General features: G+C 55.8%; 14 protein-coding genes. 5 read left to right on the plus strand and 9 right to left on the minus strand.

What is annotated here, in order from left to right; all coding sequences use genetic code 11:
• Positions 1-18: 18 nt before the first annotated feature.
• The 8 genes from rffG to trxA all read right to left on the minus strand — a co-directional run bounded on the left by rffG (position 19) and on the right by trxA (position 7,854).
• On the minus strand, positions 19-1,086 hold the full coding sequence (rffG, locus tag AC3EMD_RS26560; RefSeq protein WP_012969200.1) for a dTDP-glucose 4,6-dehydratase: 1,068 nt from the start codon (positions 1,084-1,086) through the stop codon (positions 19-21).
• Entirely contained in the window at positions 1,083-2,345 is a 1,263-nt protein-coding gene (gene wecC, locus AC3EMD_RS26565) for a UDP-N-acetyl-D-mannosamine dehydrogenase (RefSeq protein ID WP_302073856.1), read from the minus strand. The genes rffG and wecC overlap by 4 nt, the downstream gene beginning before the upstream one ends.
• Positions 2,342-3,472: a non-hydrolyzing UDP-N-acetylglucosamine 2-epimerase gene (gene wecB, locus AC3EMD_RS26570; RefSeq protein ID WP_008807966.1), complete on the minus strand. Its 1,131-nt coding sequence runs from the start codon at positions 3,470-3,472 to the stop codon at positions 2,342-2,344. Before wecB ends, wecC begins: the two co-directional genes overlap by 4 nt.
• Before the next feature lie 56 nt (positions 3,473-3,528).
• Positions 3,529-4,575, minus strand: coding sequence for an ECA polysaccharide chain length modulation protein (gene wzzE / locus AC3EMD_RS26575; protein WP_002883296.1), 1,047 nt, complete (start codon positions 4,573-4,575; stop codon positions 3,529-3,531).
• Positions 4,576-4,588: 13 nt separating this feature from the next.
• Positions 4,589-5,692, minus strand: coding sequence for a UDP-N-acetylglucosamine--undecaprenyl-phosphate N-acetylglucosaminephosphotransferase (gene wecA / locus AC3EMD_RS26580; RefSeq protein ID WP_004886849.1), 1,104 nt, complete (start codon positions 5,690-5,692; stop codon positions 4,589-4,591).
• Between the two features lie 240 nt (positions 5,693-5,932).
• Complete coding sequence (gene rho, locus AC3EMD_RS26585) at positions 5,933-7,192, minus strand: transcription termination factor Rho (protein WP_002883293.1); 1,260 nt, start codon at positions 7,190-7,192, stop codon at positions 5,933-5,935.
• A gap of 86 nt (positions 7,193-7,278) precedes the next feature.
• Positions 7,279-7,380, minus strand: coding sequence for a rho operon leader peptide (locus tag AC3EMD_RS26590; protein WP_049245627.1), 102 nt, complete (start codon positions 7,378-7,380; stop codon positions 7,279-7,281).
• Between the two features lie 144 nt (positions 7,381-7,524).
• Positions 7,525-7,854, minus strand: a complete 330-nt coding sequence (gene trxA / locus AC3EMD_RS26595; protein WP_002883224.1) for a thioredoxin TrxA — start codon at positions 7,852-7,854, stop codon at positions 7,525-7,527.
• 341 nt (positions 7,855-8,195) lie between these two features.
• Between trxA and rhlB the strand changes: the two genes are divergently transcribed.
• The 5 genes from rhlB (at position 8,196) to AC3EMD_RS26620 (ending at position 13,948) form a co-directional block, all read left to right on the plus strand.
• The gene (gene rhlB, locus AC3EMD_RS26600) at positions 8,196-9,461 is read left to right on the plus strand and encodes an ATP-dependent RNA helicase RhlB (protein WP_008807968.1); all 1,266 of its coding nucleotides are present in this window, start codon (positions 8,196-8,198) and stop codon (positions 9,459-9,461) included.
• Between the two features lie 118 nt (positions 9,462-9,579).
• Complete coding sequence (gppA, locus tag AC3EMD_RS26605; protein WP_012969202.1) at positions 9,580-11,088, plus strand: guanosine-5'-triphosphate,3'-diphosphate diphosphatase; 1,509 nt, start codon at positions 9,580-9,582, stop codon at positions 11,086-11,088.
• A 19-nt stretch (positions 11,089-11,107) separates the two neighbouring features.
• Positions 11,108-12,034 carry a LysR family transcriptional regulator gene (locus AC3EMD_RS26610; protein WP_302073857.1) on the plus strand — a complete coding sequence of 309 codons (927 nt, stop codon included), beginning with the start codon at positions 11,108-11,110 and terminating at the stop codon, positions 12,032-12,034.
• Between the two features lie 130 nt (positions 12,035-12,164).
• Positions 12,165-13,163 (plus strand): amidohydrolase family protein, encoded by a 999-nt coding sequence (locus tag AC3EMD_RS26615; RefSeq protein WP_008807971.1) that lies wholly within the window; start codon positions 12,165-12,167, stop codon positions 13,161-13,163.
• Positions 13,164-13,225: 62 nt separating this feature from the next.
• Complete coding sequence (locus AC3EMD_RS26620; RefSeq protein WP_016160064.1) at positions 13,226-13,948, plus strand: DUF554 domain-containing protein; 723 nt, start codon at positions 13,226-13,228, stop codon at positions 13,946-13,948.
• Between the two features lie 5 nt (positions 13,949-13,953).
• Here the strand turns inward: AC3EMD_RS26620 and rep are convergent, their stop codons facing one another.
• Positions 13,954-15,975, minus strand: coding sequence for a DNA helicase Rep (rep, locus tag AC3EMD_RS26625; protein ID WP_012543251.1), 2,022 nt, complete (start codon positions 15,973-15,975; stop codon positions 13,954-13,956).
• Between the last annotated feature and the right edge of the window lies 1 nt (position 15,976).

A 15,976-nucleotide genomic window follows, 5' to 3' on the forward strand; every position in this document is an offset into this window, starting at 1 on the left:
CATTCCCCCCAGAGATGATTAGCCTTGCAGCCCAAGACGCTCGCCCTGATAGCTTCCATCCTGAACCTGGCGCCACCAGCTCTCGTTCGCCAGATACCACGCCACGGTCTTACGCATACCGGAAGTAAAGGTCTCTGCCGGCGTCCAGCCCAGCTCGCGGGCAATCTTCGAGGCATCAATGGCATAGCGCAGATCGTGGCCCGGACGATCGGCTACGAAGGTGATCAGATCGTGATAGTGCACCACGCTTTGCGGTTTATGCGGCGCCAGCTCTTCCAGCAGCTGACAAATGGTTTCCACCACCTCGATATTTTTACGTTCGTTATGACCGCCGATATTGTAAGTTTCGCCCGGTTCGCCGCGGGTCGCCACCAGATACAGCGCTCTGGCGTGATCTTCCACGTACAGCCAGTCGCGGATCTGCTGCCCATTGCCATACACCGGCAGCGGCTTGCCCGCCAGCGCATTGAGGATCGTCAGCGGGATCAGCTTCTCGGGGAAGTGATACGGGCCGTAGTTATTGGAGCAATTGGTGATAAGCGTCGGCAGGCCATAGGTCCGCAGCCAGGCGCGCACCAGGTGGTCGCTGCTGGCTTTCGAGGCCGAATAGGGGCTGCTTGGCGCATAGGGCGTGGTCTCGGTAAAGAAATCCTCGCTGCCGTGCAGATCGCCATACACTTCGTCGGTCGAGATATGGTGAAAACGGAACGCCGATTTTTTCTCCGTGGCCAGGGTATTCCACCAGCTGCGGGCCGCCTCCAGTAGCGTATAGGTGCCTACGATATTGGTTTCGATAAACGCCGCCGGGCCGTCAATCGAACGATCGACGTGGCTTTCCGCCGCCAGGTGCATCACCGTATCGGGTTGATGCTGACGGAAAATACGGTCCAGCTCGCCGCGGTCGCAGATATCCACCTGTTCAAAGGCGAAACGCGCATCCTGCGCCACTGGCGCCAGCGACATTAAATTGCCGGCATAGGTCAGTTTATCCACCACCACTACGCGATCGGCGGTGTGCTGGATAATCTCCCGCACCACCGCCGAACCAATAAAGCCCGCGCCGCCGGTGACCAGAATGGTTCTCACCGCCACACTCCTTTGGTGTCGATGATATACGCCTGGGTGACGCTATCGCCGCTAACGGCTTTGAATTCATTATGATCGACCAGCATCACCAGCACATCGGCGCTGGCCAGCGCCGCATCGAGGGTCGCCAGCGTACACAGTCCATCGAGTTTCTTCGGCAGCGCGTGAATGTTGGGCTCAACCACCTGCGTCGTGCCGCTGTGCCAGCGGGCAATCTGCACGGCAATTTCCATCGCCGGGCTTTCGCGCAGGTCGTCAATATTCGGTTTAAAAGCGAGGCCAAAACAGGCGATCGTCAGTTCGCTGGCCCGTTTGTTGGTGGCATTCAGGCAGTCCGCGACCTGCGCTTTCACCTGTTCGATAACCCATTCCGGCTTATGGTCGTTGACCTCGCGAGCGGTGCGGATCAGACGCGCCTGCTGCGGGTTTTGCGCCACGATAAACCACGGGTCGACGGCGATGCAGTGGCCGCCGACGCCCGGGCCCGGCTGCAGGATATTGACGCGCGGATGGCGGTTTGCCAGGCGGATCAGCTCCCAGACGTTAATGCCCTGGTCGGCGCAAATCAGCGACAGTTCGTTGGCAAAGGCGATGTTGACGTCGCGGAAGCTGTTTTCCGTCAGCTTACACATCTCGGCGGTGCGCGAGTTGGTCACCACGCATTCACCTTCGAGGAAAATTTTATACAGCTCGCTGGCGCGAGCGGAGCAGACTGGCGACATGCCGCCGATAACGCGATCGTTTTTAATCAGCTCGACCATCACCTGACCGGGCAATACTCGCTCCGGGCAGTAGGCGATATTCACGTCAGCGGCGTCGCCCGCCTGCTGAGGGAAGCTGAGGTCCGGGCGCATCTCCGCCAGCCAGCCGGCCATCTGCTCAGTCGAACCCACCGGCGAGGTGGACTCGAGGATCACCAGTGACCCTTTCTTTAACGTCGGCGCAATGGATTTAGCGGCCGACTCGACAAACACCATATCCGGCTCGTGGCGATCTTTAAACGGCGTCGGCACGGCAATCAGGTAGGCATCCGCCTCCACCGGGGTGGTGGTGGCGCTTAAATAACCCTGTTCGACCGCGGTCTTCACCACGCTCGCCAGATCCGGCTCCACGATATGAATCTCTCCACGGTTAATGGTCTCCACGGCATGTTGATTAACATCAACGCCGACCACCCGCTTCTGCCGGGAGGCGAACGCGGCAGCGGTTGGCAGCCCGATATAGCCAAGGCCAATCACTGAAATGGTAGAAAAACTCATAACGTTACCTGATTATTTTTAAGTGCAGACAAAATTCGACGACATGCTTCACCATCGCCATAGGGATTATGCGCGCGGCTCATCGCCTGGTATGCGGCATCATCCTGCAGCAGTCGCGTGACTTCCGCCACGATGCGCTGGCTGTCGGTGCCGACCAGGCACACGGTGCCAGCGGCCACCGCTTCCGGACGTTCGGTCATATCGCGCATGACCAGTACCGGTTTCCCGAGAGAAGGGGCCTCTTCCTGAATGCCGCCGGAATCGGTCAGGATCAGCCAGGCCCGATCCATCAGCCAGACGAACGGCAGGTAGTCCTGCGGTTCAATCAACATCACATTGTCAATATGACCGAGAATACGATTCACCGGCTCGCTGACGTTAGGATTCAGGTGAACCGGATAGACAATCTGCACCTCAGGGTGGGTATGGGCTATCTCCGCCAGCGCCTGGCAGATCTGTTCAAAGCCGAGCCCAAAGCTTTCCCGCCGGTGGCCGGTAACCAGAATCATCTTTTTACCGTGGCTGATGAAAGGATAGCGCTGCAGCAGGGTCTCCCGTAGCGCTTCATCACCCAGAACCCGATCCCGCACCCAGAACAGGGCGTCAATGACCGTATTCCCGGTGACCGTGATGCGACTGTCGGCAATATTTTCCCGTAGCAGGTTCTGCCGCGAGGTTTCCGTGGGGGCGAAATGGTATGTCGCCAGATGGCCGGTCAACGTACGGTTGCCTTCTTCCGGCCACGGCGAACTTAAATCGCCAGTGCGCAGGCCGGCCTCTACGTGGCCCACCGGTATCCGCTGATAAAACGCCGCCAGGCTCGCCGCCATGGTGGTCGTGGTATCGCCATGCACCAGCACCACGTCGGGTTTAAACGACTCCAGCACCGGCTTCAGCCCCTCAAGGATGCGACAGGTGATCTCGGTCAGCCCCTGCCCCGGCTTCATGATGTTGAGATCGTAGTCCGGGACAATAGAGAAAAGTTTCAACACCTGATCGAGCATCTCCCGATGCTGCGCGGTCACGCATACTTTCGCCTCAAAATGAGGATCCTTTGCCAGCGCATGGACCAGAGGCGCCATCTTGATGGCTTCCGGCCTCGTGCCAAATACAGTTAGTACTTTCACATCGATTCTCTTCGATTAGGCGATGAAGGTCATCTGCCCTTCACCACAGGCCGCAATCACAGGACACGACGACGTGATAACGCCACGCCTGCGCCGATGAGCGCACCCACAATCCCCCACATCACCATCAGAAATACACGGCGCGGGCTATCGCGTTTTACAGGTTCTTCCGGCGTCCGCAAATACCGGTAAGTCTGAAAACGCGGATCTAACGTTGGACCGACGTTCAACGTGCTCAGCATGGCGCGGTTCTGGTCGTAATCGAGGTCATATTCCGGCCCGACGGCCTGCAGGTTTTCCAGCCTGGCCTGCAGCATCGGCCTGCCCAATAAAAATAGCTCTGAATCCGGCAACTGATCGGCAGGAACATCCGTTTCGCTGCGTGAAATATTGTGCTGCTGGGCCACCTTCAGCGCCTGCTCCACGCTGTGCGTCCGACGGTTGAAGATGGCCTCGGCCACCTCTTCCTGGCGCTTCACCTGCGCTTTCATTTGCACGGTCCGCGCCGCCCAGGCGCCTTTGAGTTCGTCATTAAGATGGCCTGCCGCCCGCTGGCTGGCGAAAGCCACATACTGACGCAACAGATTATTGGCATCCTGCCCGGTCTCGGCGGTCAGTTTGACGCTGTCGTTAATGCTCTTGGCCGCATCGCCTGGCATAAACTGGATATTGTTAATCAGGTCATCCAGCATCGCCGCATCCGCGCGGGCATTACCCGACTGACGCTGCTTGTAGTAGTCCGTTTGTAGCCAGAAATCGCGCCGGGTATCCCAGGAGGCCAGCTGCATGATGAACTCTTTATACGCTTCATCCATGGCGGAAGGCTGATCGACCGAGGCAAGGTCGGCTTTAATGTCCAGATTGCGTAAGAACTGCTGCTGGGAATAGTACCCCCCCAACATATTGACAGTAGGCCGATCGGTGATCGCCGTGGCGCTCCACTCCTGGCGAGCAAAAAAGGTATATACCAGCACGATGGCGGCGAAGAGTACGGCGCCGCCGACTATCCAGCCTTTTCCTGCCCATAAAGCGCGAAACAGCCCGCGAATATCCAGCTCGTTCTCAACGTTCACTGCTTGTGCTCCCGGTAATGGTTGAGTCATCACATCCCCAGCTTTACTTGGTTAGTTTCGGATTATTGCCGCTGTGTCGCCGAATTCTGCGTCTGATGCGCTTAACCAGGCGCGCCACTTTCCAGGCGCGCTTAATACAGTAGCCATAAAGGAAGAAGGCTACCAAAAAGAGAATTAACATCACCCATTCCGGCACAATGCGGGTGTATTCCGCCGCGACGCCAACCAGCGCCAGCAGGGCGGCGGCCAGGGTAATCAGGACGAACGCCTGACGGGAAGTAAAGCCGGCGCGCATGATCAAATGATGAATATGCTGACGGTCCGGAGAGAAAGGACTCATGCCTTTGCGCAGGCGGCGATACATAATCGCCACCATGTCCATCAACGGGATAGCGATAATCCACAGCGCGGTCACCGGGCTAATGGGATGTGTTTTACCTTGCGTGGTTTCCAGCAGGATCCAGATAATGGTGAAGCCAATCATCGTGCTGCCGGCGTCACCCATAAAGACTTTATAGCGGCGGCCGAGGGCGCCAAGATTGAGAAGAATATAGGGCAGAATGGCGGCGATCATCGCGAAACACCACATCGCCAGGCTGTACTGACCATCAAACCAGAGGATGATCCCAGTCGCCGCAAAGGAGACCGATGACAGACCGCCGAGCAGGCCGTCGATCCCGTCGACCATGTTAAACGCATTGATGGCAGCCCACACGGCAAACAGCGTCAGGAAGAAGCCGAAAGGCCCCAGCACCAGCTCCCACGAGCCAAAAATAAAGCCGAGACTACTCAGATGCAGATTCCCTGCCATCATCATAATCACGGCGATCGCAGCCTGTATGACTGCGCGAATTTTCACGCTGATATCGAAGCGATCGTCAAGCGCGCCAACCAGCACCAATACCCCCGCGCAGGCCAGATACAGCGAGGCGTGAGGAATATAATAATCGGCGATGGCGAAAGTAAAACAGATGCCTGCATAAACTGAGATACCACCGACCAACGGAATCAACCCCTGATGCCGTTTGCGATAGTTTGGTTTATCCACCAACCCGATCTTTTTTGCCACTTTCCGCGCGACAAAAATAAAGAGGGTCGTGAATAAGAAAATACTGATTAATTCAGTAATAGCAGTGAGTAAATTCACAACGCATGTGCTCTCAGCATAGTTAATCCGGGAAGTATAGCGATGATGCCCCAACTCCAGAAGGGGAAAAGCAGAACATTACAAATTTATTGTATAGATTTTAGTCTGTTAAAGCTGTCTCCGCCTGCTATCCGGCGCCATTATACGACAACTTTCGTCCCGCTTTCTCTGTCTCTGGATCATACAAACCCAAAAATGAAAACGCCACGCAAAGGCGTGGCGTTTTTGGCTTTTTTTACCTTACGAGCGCTTCATCATATCGAAGAAGTCATCATTCGTCTTGGTCATCGCCAGCTTGTTAATGAGGAATTCCATTGCATCGATCTCACCCATCGGATGAATAATTTTGCGCAGGATCCACATTTTCTGCAGCTCTTCCTGAGTGGTGAGCAGTTCTTCTTTACGGGTACCGGAACGGTTGTAATCGATAGCCGGGAAGACGCGTTTTTCGGCAATCTTACGAGAGAGGTGCAGCTCCATGTTACCGGTGCCTTTAAACTCTTCGTAGATCACTTCGTCCATTTTGGAGCCGGTGTCAATCAGCGCCGTGGCGATGATGGTCAGGCTGCCGCCCTCTTCGACGTTACGTGCCGCACCGAAGAAACGCTTCGGACGGTGCAGGGCGTTGGCGTCCACACCACCGGTCAGGACTTTACCAGAAGCCGGTACCACGGTGTTGTAGGCTCGCGCCAGACGAGTAATGGAGTCGAGCAGGATGATAACGTCTTTCTTGTGTTCAACCAGACGTTTTGCTTTCTCGATAACCATCTCGGCAACCTGCACGTGGCGGGATGCCGGCTCGTCAAAGGTGGAAGCAACCACTTCACCTTTCACCAGACGCTGCATCTCGGTCACTTCTTCCGGACGTTCGTCGATCAGCAGCACCATCAGCACGCAGTCCGGGTGGTTGTAAGCGATGCTCTGCGCGATGTTCTGCAGCAGCATCGTTTTACCGGCTTTCGGCGGCGCGACAATCAGACCACGCTGGCCGCGGCCAATCGGGGAGGCCAGATCCAGTACGCGAGCGGTTAAGTCTTCGGTAGAACCGTTACCACGTTCCATACGCAGGCGAGAATTCGCGTGCAGCGGCGTTAAGTTCTCGAACAGGATCTTGTTACGCGCGTTTTCCGGCTTGTCGTAGTTAACTTCGTTAACTTTCAACAGTGCAAAGTAACGCTCACCCTCTTTCGGAGGACGAATCTTACCGGAAATGGTGTCACCAGTGCGAAGGTTGAAACGGCGGATTTGGCTGGGGGATACGTAGATGTCGTCAGGGCCGGCGAGGTAGGAGCTGTCTGCGGAGCGGAGGAATCCAAATCCATCCTGCAGTATCTCCAGTACGCCGTCGCCAAAGATATCTTCGCCACTCTTCGAATGCTGCTTGAGGATGGCAAAAATAATATCCTGCTTACGCATACGAGCCAGGTTTTCCAGCCCCATATTTTCGCCGAGAGTAATCAGCTCAGAAACCGGCGTATTCTTTAATTCGGTAAGATTCATAGTGGTGTGGGTTCTTAAACTCGGGGTAAATCTCGAACTTAATGTTGTGAATGGTATGGCAGGAACATCCATGCCTGTTAGCGGCTTCATCTCGTGTCTGTACGTTGCCTGGTCACAGGAAAGAACGCAGAACTGAAACGACAAGACGGAATGAGTGATAAGCCCGGAATTATTAGCCTCACGCGCATCGTCTGCGGGACGCTTTGGGTAAAACAAGATTCAAACAATAGGTATGTTTAAAACGAAGTCTGTGGATTAACTTAGCACGACTCCTGCCGGGCGTCCAGAGTTCCGCAAAAAATAGGAATCTGGACGCCGGACCAGCAATTCGCTTACGCCAGGTTGGCGTCGAGGAACTCTTTCAGCTGACCCTTGGACAGTGCGCCAACTTTAGTGGCCGCCACTTCGCCGTTTTTGAACAGCAGCAGGGTTGGGATACCGCGAATGCCGTATTTCGGCGCGGTGCCCGGGTTCTGGTCGATGTTCAGCTTAGCTACGGTCAGTTTGCCCTGATACTCTTCAGCGATCTCATCCAGAATCGGGGCGATCATTTTGCACGGACCACACCACTCTGCCCAGAAATCGACGAGGGTCAGCCCGTCAGCCTTGAGTACGTCCGTGTCAAAACTGTCGTCAGTCAGGTGAATAATTTTATCGCTCATATTTAACTCCACAGGAATAAGCCTGGTGTGTTGGTGTCGTAGCCATCAACGACGTGCTGCGGCTACGTTATGCACGCTATTCTTCAGGATACCTCAATTCTCTGGGCTGCCAACTGGCGCAATCCATCATGGACTCGCCTGTTGACGCCAGGGTGCCCGAACGCGAACTGCATGCTGCAGATTTATCGCTCCCGACTCGCTTAGTAGTCTAAGCTATCCTGGATTCGTTCAGTTACCGTAGACGTACCTTGAATAATTTCGTACACCGCCAACGAAAGGTTGACGTTATTTCACCGGATACGCTTTCTTAATGCAATAGTTAGCTGATATTCTACCACACTATGAGCAAAACACATTTAACAGAACAGAAGTTTTCCGACTTCGCCCTGCACCCGGCAGTCATTGAAGCCCTTGAAAAGAAAGGGTTTCATAATTGCACACCCATTCAGGCCCTCGCCCTTCCGCTGACGCTGGAAGGCCGCGATGTCGCCGGGCAGGCGCAAACCGGTACCGGTAAAACGATGGCGTTCCTGACGTCAACGTTTCATTATCTTCTCTCTCACCCGGCTATCGCCGATCGCCAGGTTAACCAACCGCGCGCGCTAATTATGGCACCAACGCGTGAACTGGCGGTACAGATCCACGCGGATGCTGAACCGCTGGCGCAGGCCACCGGTCTGAAGCTGGGTCTGGCTTACGGCGGCGACGGCTACGACAAGCAGCTGAAAGTGCTGGAAAGCGGTGTCGATATTCTGATCGGTACCACTGGTCGTCTGATCGATTACGCGAAACAGAACCACATTAACCTCGGCGCCATTCAGGTCGTCGTACTGGACGAAGCCGATCGCATGTACGATCTCGGCTTTATTAAAGATATCCGTTGGCTGTTCCGCCGCATGCCGCCGGCGACGCAGCGCCTGAACATGCTGTTCTCCGCGACTCTTTCTTATCGCGTTCGCGAACTGGCGTTCGAGCAGATGAACAACGCCGAATATGTCGAAGTGGAACCGGAACAGAAAACGGGCCACCGTATTAAAGAAGAGCTGTTCTACCCTTCCAACGAAGAAAAAATGCGCCTGCTGCAGACGCTGCTGGAAGAAGAGTGGCCCGATCGCGCCATCATCTTCGCCAACACCAAGCACCGTTGTGAAGATATCTGGGGTCATCTCGCCGCTGACGGCCATCGTGTAGGTCTGCTGACCGGCGACGTGGCGCAGAAAAAGCGTCTGCGTATTCTCGACGAATTTACTCGTGGCGATCTCGATATTCTGGTCGCAACTGACGTTGCTGCGCGCGGCTTACATATTCCGGCCGTGACCCACGTCTTTAACTACGATCTGCCGGACGACTGCGAAGATTACGTTCACCGCATCGGCCGCACCGGCCGCGCTGGCGCCAGCGGCAACTCTATCAGCCTCGCCTGCGAAGAGTACGCGCTGAACCTGCCGGCAATCGAAACCTATATTGGTCACTCGATCCCGGTCAGTAAGTACAACCCGGACGCGCTGATGACCGACCTGCCTAAGCCGCTGCGTCTGACCCGTGCGCGCCCAGGCAACGGCCCGCGCCGCAACGGTCCACCGCGCAATCGTCGTCGTTCAGGTTAAGAAATCTATGCCATACGCTCAATCATTCAGAATCAGCCAGGGCGACCTTCCTCTGGCAACCCGCTCAGTGATGTGGACCGGGCTTAAGCGCTCCGCCAACCAGGGAGCCTTCTGAACGATGAAGAGTATGAGCTCCACCTCGCTGTATGCCGCCATTGATTTGGGTTCCAATAGTTTCCATATGTTGGTGGTGCGCGAGGTGGCGGGCAGCATCCAGACGCTGAGCCGTATTAAGCGTAAGGTTCGTCTGGCCGCCGGTCTGAATAGCGACAACACGCTCTCCGCGGAAGCGATGGAGCGCGGCTGGCAGTGCTTACGCCTGTTTGCCGAACGCCTGCAGGATATTCCGCCGACGCAAATTCGCGTCGTGGCCACCGCCACGCTACGTCTTGCCGTCAATGCAGAGGAGTTTCTGGCGAAAGCGCAAGAGATCCTCGGCACGCCAGTGCAGGTGATCAGCGGCGAAGAAGAAGCGCGCCTGATTTACCAGGGTGTCGCCCACACCACCGGCGGCGCCGATCAGCGTCTGGTGGTCGATATCGGCGGCGCCAGCACCGAGCTGGTGACCGGCACCGGCGCGCAAACGACCTCGCTGTTCAGTCTGTCGATGGGCTGTGTGACCTGGCTTGAACGCTATTTTGCCGACCGTAGCCTGACGAAAGAGAATTTTGATCTCGCCGAAGCGGCCGCGCGCGAGGTGTTATTACCCATCGCCGATGTGCTGCGCTATCACGGATGGAAAGTGTGCGTCGGCGCTTCCGGCACCGTTCAGGCGCTGCAGGAAATTATGATGGCGCAGGGGATGGATGAACGCATCACCCTCGCCAAACTCCAGCAGCTTAAACAGCGCGCCATCCAGTGCGGACGTCTGGAAGAGCTGGAGATCGAAGGCTTAACCCTTGAACGGGCGCTGGTGTTCCCGAGCGGGCTGGCGATCCTGATCGCTATCTTCAGCGAACTGAATATTCAGTGTATGACCCTGGCAGGCGGCGCGTTACGCGAAGGTCTGGTGTACGGCATGCTGCATCTCTCTGTCGAACAGGACATCCGCAGCCGCACCCTGCGCAATATTCAGCGCCGTTTTATGATCGACACCGAGCAGGCCCAACGCGTCGCCAGTCTGGCCAGCCATCTGCTCAGTCAGCTGGACGGCAGCTGGGAGCTGGACCCGCTGAGCCGCGATTTACTCCTCAGCGCCTGCTCGCTGCATGAAATTGGGCTGAGTGTGGATTTCAAGCGCGCGCCGCAGCACGCGGCTTATCTGGTCAATAACCTCGACCTGCCCGGCTTTACCCCGGCGCAGAAGAAGTTGATTGCCACGCTGCTCCTGAATCAGACCAACGCCATCGACCTGTCTTCGCTTCATCAGCAGAATGCGGTCCCGCCGCGAGTGGCCGAACATCTGTGTCGCCTGCTGCGACTGGCGATCCTGTTTGCCAGCCGGCGGCGCGACGATTTGTTGCCGGCGATTCAGTTGGCCGCTCACGACGACCAGTTAACGCTGACGCTGCCGGAGAACTGGCTGGCTGAACATCCGCTTGGCCGGGAAATGGTCGATCAGGAGTGTCAATGGCAAAGCTACGTCCACTGGACGCTACGGGTCACCAGCGGCGATACGCCAAGATAATATCCAGCCAGGAGGGCGGATGCGGGAAGAACTGGATTTCAAATCGCTACGCTTTTTCTCCGCGCTCTACCGGCTAGGCAATGTCTCCCCGGCGGCTGACGCGCTGAATATCAGCCAACCCACCGGCAGCCTTTTGCTGAAAAAACTACGGGATCATTTTGCTGACCCGTTGTTTGTCCGGGTGGGACAGCGGATGATGCCGACGCCGCGAGCGGACGCGATCGCCCCGACGGTATTTACCCTTCTCCAGCTTGCCGATAACGATTTAGCCGTCAAACCTGAATTTCTTCCCCAGCAGAGCCAGCGTAACTTCACGATCGGAATGACCGATATCAGTCAAATGACGCTGTTGCCTTTGCTGCAAATTGCGCTCCAGCAGCAGGCGGCAGACGGGATCACCTTTACGGTACAAAATCTGGATGAGCAGACCCTCTACGCCCTCGAATCCGGGAAGTGTGATCTCGCGATCGGCTACCTGACGCAGCTTCCGGATAGCGTCTACCAGCAGCATCTCTTCGATCAATCGTATGTCTGCCTGGCGGCGGAAAATCACCCACGTATTCGAACCCAGCTTCGTGCCGAAGACTGGCGGCAGGAAAAGCATCTGGCGATCCGCGTGGAGGGGACTGCCCACGGCGATATGGATAAGCGGCTTGATGAGCACAGTATGCCCCGGCGGATCGCGCTGACATTACCGAGCTTTTTAGGTACCGGCGAGCTGGTGGCCGAAAGCGATATGATTGCCGTCGTCCCGGAACAGGTGGCGCGGCATATCACTCGCCGCTATCCCTGCCGCAGCTGGCCGCTACCTTTTCCTCTCGCCAGGATCGCCATTCGTCAGGTCTGGCATCAGCGGCTGCACCGCGATCCCGGGCATATCTGGCTACGTTCGCTGATCGCCGCACTTGCCGATCCCGCTCAGCAGAGCGGATCTATTACGATCTAAACCGCGAAATATACCGCTGTATTAGTTTTACTGATAATCCCTATTACGTTTGGTTTATTGCTGGCAATACGTGAAAGCTTTTATTCTCCTTGCATCAAGCCATACTAACAAATATCGCAAGGAATATATCATGCGCGGAAAAATCGCTTTAGAAGAACACGTCTCCACTCCTGAAAATAACCGTCTGTGGGATTCAACCGGTGAAGCCGGCCGTAACGGTACAGAATATATGAAAGACGTTGAACGTCGCCTGCTGGATCGCAGTATTCAGCTGGAAGAAATGGCGCAGCGTCATATTGACCACGTCATTCTTTCTCTAACTTCACCTGGCGCGCAATCTATTTTAGATAAAGCCAAAGCGGTCTCTTTTGCTCGTGATACTAACGATTTTATCGTCGAGAATTATGTGAAGCCAAATCCGGATAAATTTAGCGCTTTCGCCACCCTGGCCTTGCAAAACCCGGAAGCCGCGGCGGAAGAGCTGGAGCGCGCCGTGAAGAAACTAGGCATGAAAGGCGCGCTGATCAACGGCTATACCAACGTTAAAGATAGCGAGCATGGCCTGTATCTTGATGACGAATCGATGCTGGTTTTCTGGGATAAGGTCAACGAGCTGAACGTACCGGTGTACCTGCATCCTCGCGAACCGCTGGAAGGGCCTGCGCGCGGCATCTACACTGGTTACGAAAGCCTGATCGGCTCCGCGTGGGGCTTTGCGCAGGAAACGGCAGTGCATGCTATCCGTCTGATGATGAGTGGTTTGTTCGATCGTTATCCTAACCTCAATCTGGTACTGGGCCACCTCGGCGAAGGGCTGGTTCATATGCTGCCGCGCACTCAGCACCGCCTCTATCGTCAGCGTTTCGGCTGCGGTCTGGGTAAAGCGGAAAAACCGTTAATGCACTACCTGCAGAATAACTTCATTGTTACCACCAGCGGCCATTTTAATACCCATTCGCTGAATAATGCCATTGAAGTCATGGGCGCCGATCGTGTGATGTTCTCTGTCGATTATCCGTATGAAGATATTCATCAGGCTTGTGACTGGTTTGATCCGTTAGAACTTGAAGCGGGCCTGAAAGATAAAATTGCCTGGGGCAATGCCAGCCGCGTCTTTAACATTCAATAATATTAAAGACAGACTTCAGGGCCTGAATATTCAGGCCCTGTTTTTATTAGGGAGAATAAATGATGGCAATAGGTATATTTGTCTGTAGCGGCTCGCTTCTCGTCGGTGCACTGGCCGGCGCCTCGCTGAATCGCTTTATTCCGGAACACTTCAAGAAAACCTTGCCGCTGATTGCCGGTCTGATCTCCATCAGCATGGGCATCCACTTTGTCAATAAATTGCATAATCTGCCACCCATTGCCCTGGCCATTATTGTCGGCACGATTATCGGCGGCCTGCTGAATATTGAAAAATGGATTGAGCGGGCCGGGACAACGCTACGCACGCCCATTGAGCGCATTTTCCCGGCGCAGGCCAGCGCCAGCGTGAGTGCGGAAGATTTTATGAATCAGTTTATCGCCGTGCTGATCCTCTTCTGCGCCAGCGGCACCGGCATTTTCGGTGCTTTAACCGAAGGGATGACCGGCGACCCGACCATTCTGCTGACCAAGTCGATACTCGACTTTTTCACTGCCGCGATTTTCGCGTCCACGCTGGGCTACATCATCACTACGATTTTTATTCCTCAGTTGATCATCTTCGTGATTCTGTTCTTCGCCGCCACGTTTATTATGACGTTGATAAACCCATCGATGATTGCTGATTTCACTGCCTGCGGCGGCATCATTATGCTGGCGACAGGTTTTCGTCTGTGCGGGATCCGCGCCTTCCCCACCGCCAATATGCTGCCCTCACTGCTGCTGGTAATGCCCTTCTCCGCCGCCTGGCAGCAGTTTGTCGCCTGAGGGCGTTAGCCTTTTTTCGCCTTCGCCAGCATCGCTTTAATATTCGCGACGTTGGCCTGGCCTTTATGCATACGTTCTTCCGCAGAGATAACTTTTCGCTCCTGCTCCCATATCAGATCGTCCTGCGGGAGCTCGAGCAGGAAACGGCTTGGCTCCGGGCGCACCAGCTCACCATACTGTCGGCGTTCCTTACAGAGCGTAAAGGTCAGCTCTTTTTGCGCACGGGTGATGCCGACGTAGGCTAACCGGCGCTCTTCATCGACGTTATCTTCATCGATGCTGCTCTGGTGCGGCAGCAATCCCTCTTCCATTCCCACCAGGTAAACATACGGGAACTCCAGCCCTTTTGAGGCATGGAGGGTCATCAGCTGCACCTGATCGAGCTCTTCATCCGATTCGCCGCGCTCCATCATGTCCCGCAGGGTAAAGCGGGTGACCACCTGCGTTAGGGTCATCGGCTCATCGATTTCGCTGCCTTCCAGCATCTCGGTCATCCAGGTAAACAGCTGGTTGACGTTTTTCATCCGCATTTCCGCGGCTTTCGGGCTGGGCGAGGTTTCATACAGCCAGGATTCGTAGTCGATCCCGCGAATCAAATCGCGCACGGCGGCAACGGGCTCGCGTTCGGTCAGCTGCTGAATTTCCCGCAGCCAGTGGGTAAAGCGCGTGAGGGATTCGTAGCCGCGCCCGGTCAGCGTCTGGCTTAACCCCATGTCAAAGCTGGCGGTGAATAAGCCTTTATTGCGGCTCATCGCCCACTCACCCAGCTTTTGCAGCGTCGCCGGGCCGATCTCGCGTTTCGGCGTGTTGACGATACGCAGGAAGGCGCTATCGTCATCCGGGTTGGTCAGCACGCGCAGATAGGCCAGCAGGTCTTTAATTTCCGGACGCGAGAAGAACGACGTGCCGCCGGAGATTTTGTAAGGGATGCGGTTCTGCATCAGCATCTTTTCAAAGACCCGCGACTGGTGGTTGCCGCGGTAAAGGATCGCGTAATCTTTGTAGTTTGTTTTATTAATAAAGTGGTGGGCAATCAGTTCGCCAGCGACGCGCTCCGCTTCATGATCTTCGTTATTGGCGGAGAGCACTTTCAGCTCGGTACCGTAGCCAAGTTCCGAGAACAGCCGCTTTTCAAAGACGTGCGGGTTATTAGCGATCAAAATGTTGGCAGCCTTCAGAATACGCCCTGATGAACGGTAGTTCTGTTCAAGTTTGATCACCTGCAGCGCCGGAAAATCCTGGCTTAACAGCACCAGGTTCTGCGGCCGCGCGCCGCGCCACGAGTAGATCGACTGGTCATCATCACCCACCACGGTAAAGCGCGCGCGCTGCCCCACCAGCAGCTTCACCAGCTCATACTGGCTGGTGTTGGTATCCTGATACTCATCCACCAGCAGGTAACGGATCTTGTTCTGCCAGCGCTCGCGCACCTCTTCATTTCGCTGCAGCAGCAGCGTCGGTAGCAGGATCAGGTCGTCAAAATCGAGGACGTTGCAGGCCTTCATATGCGCATCATAGAGCCCATAGCAGTGGGCGAAGATGCGGTCCCGTTCGCCTTTCGCGCCAGCCGCCGCCTGCGCCGGGGTTTTCAGATCGTTTTTCCAGTTGGAGATCGTCGAGATCAGCTGCTGCAACACCACTTTGTCATCTTCGATCAACCCTTCGGTGAGCTCTTTCAGCAGCGCGACCTGGTCAGTATCATCGAACAAGGAAAAGTTAGACTTCATTCCCAGCGCGGCGTATTCACGTTTGATGATATCCAGCCCCAGGGTGTGGAAGGTGGAGATCATCAGCCCGCGCGCCTCTTTGCGCCCCAGCGTTTGCCCGACGCGCTCTTTCATTTCGCGCGCGGCCTTGTTGGTGAAGGTGACGGCCGCGATATGGCGCGCCTGATAGCCGCAGCCGCGGATCAGGTGGGCGATTTTATTCGTAATAACGCGGGTCTTACCGGAACCGGCGCCCGCCAGCACCAGGCACGGTCCGGTAACGAATTCGACGGCTTGTTGTTGGCCAGGGTTTAAACGCATG

The organism is Klebsiella sp. PK18 (assembly GCF_057784655.1).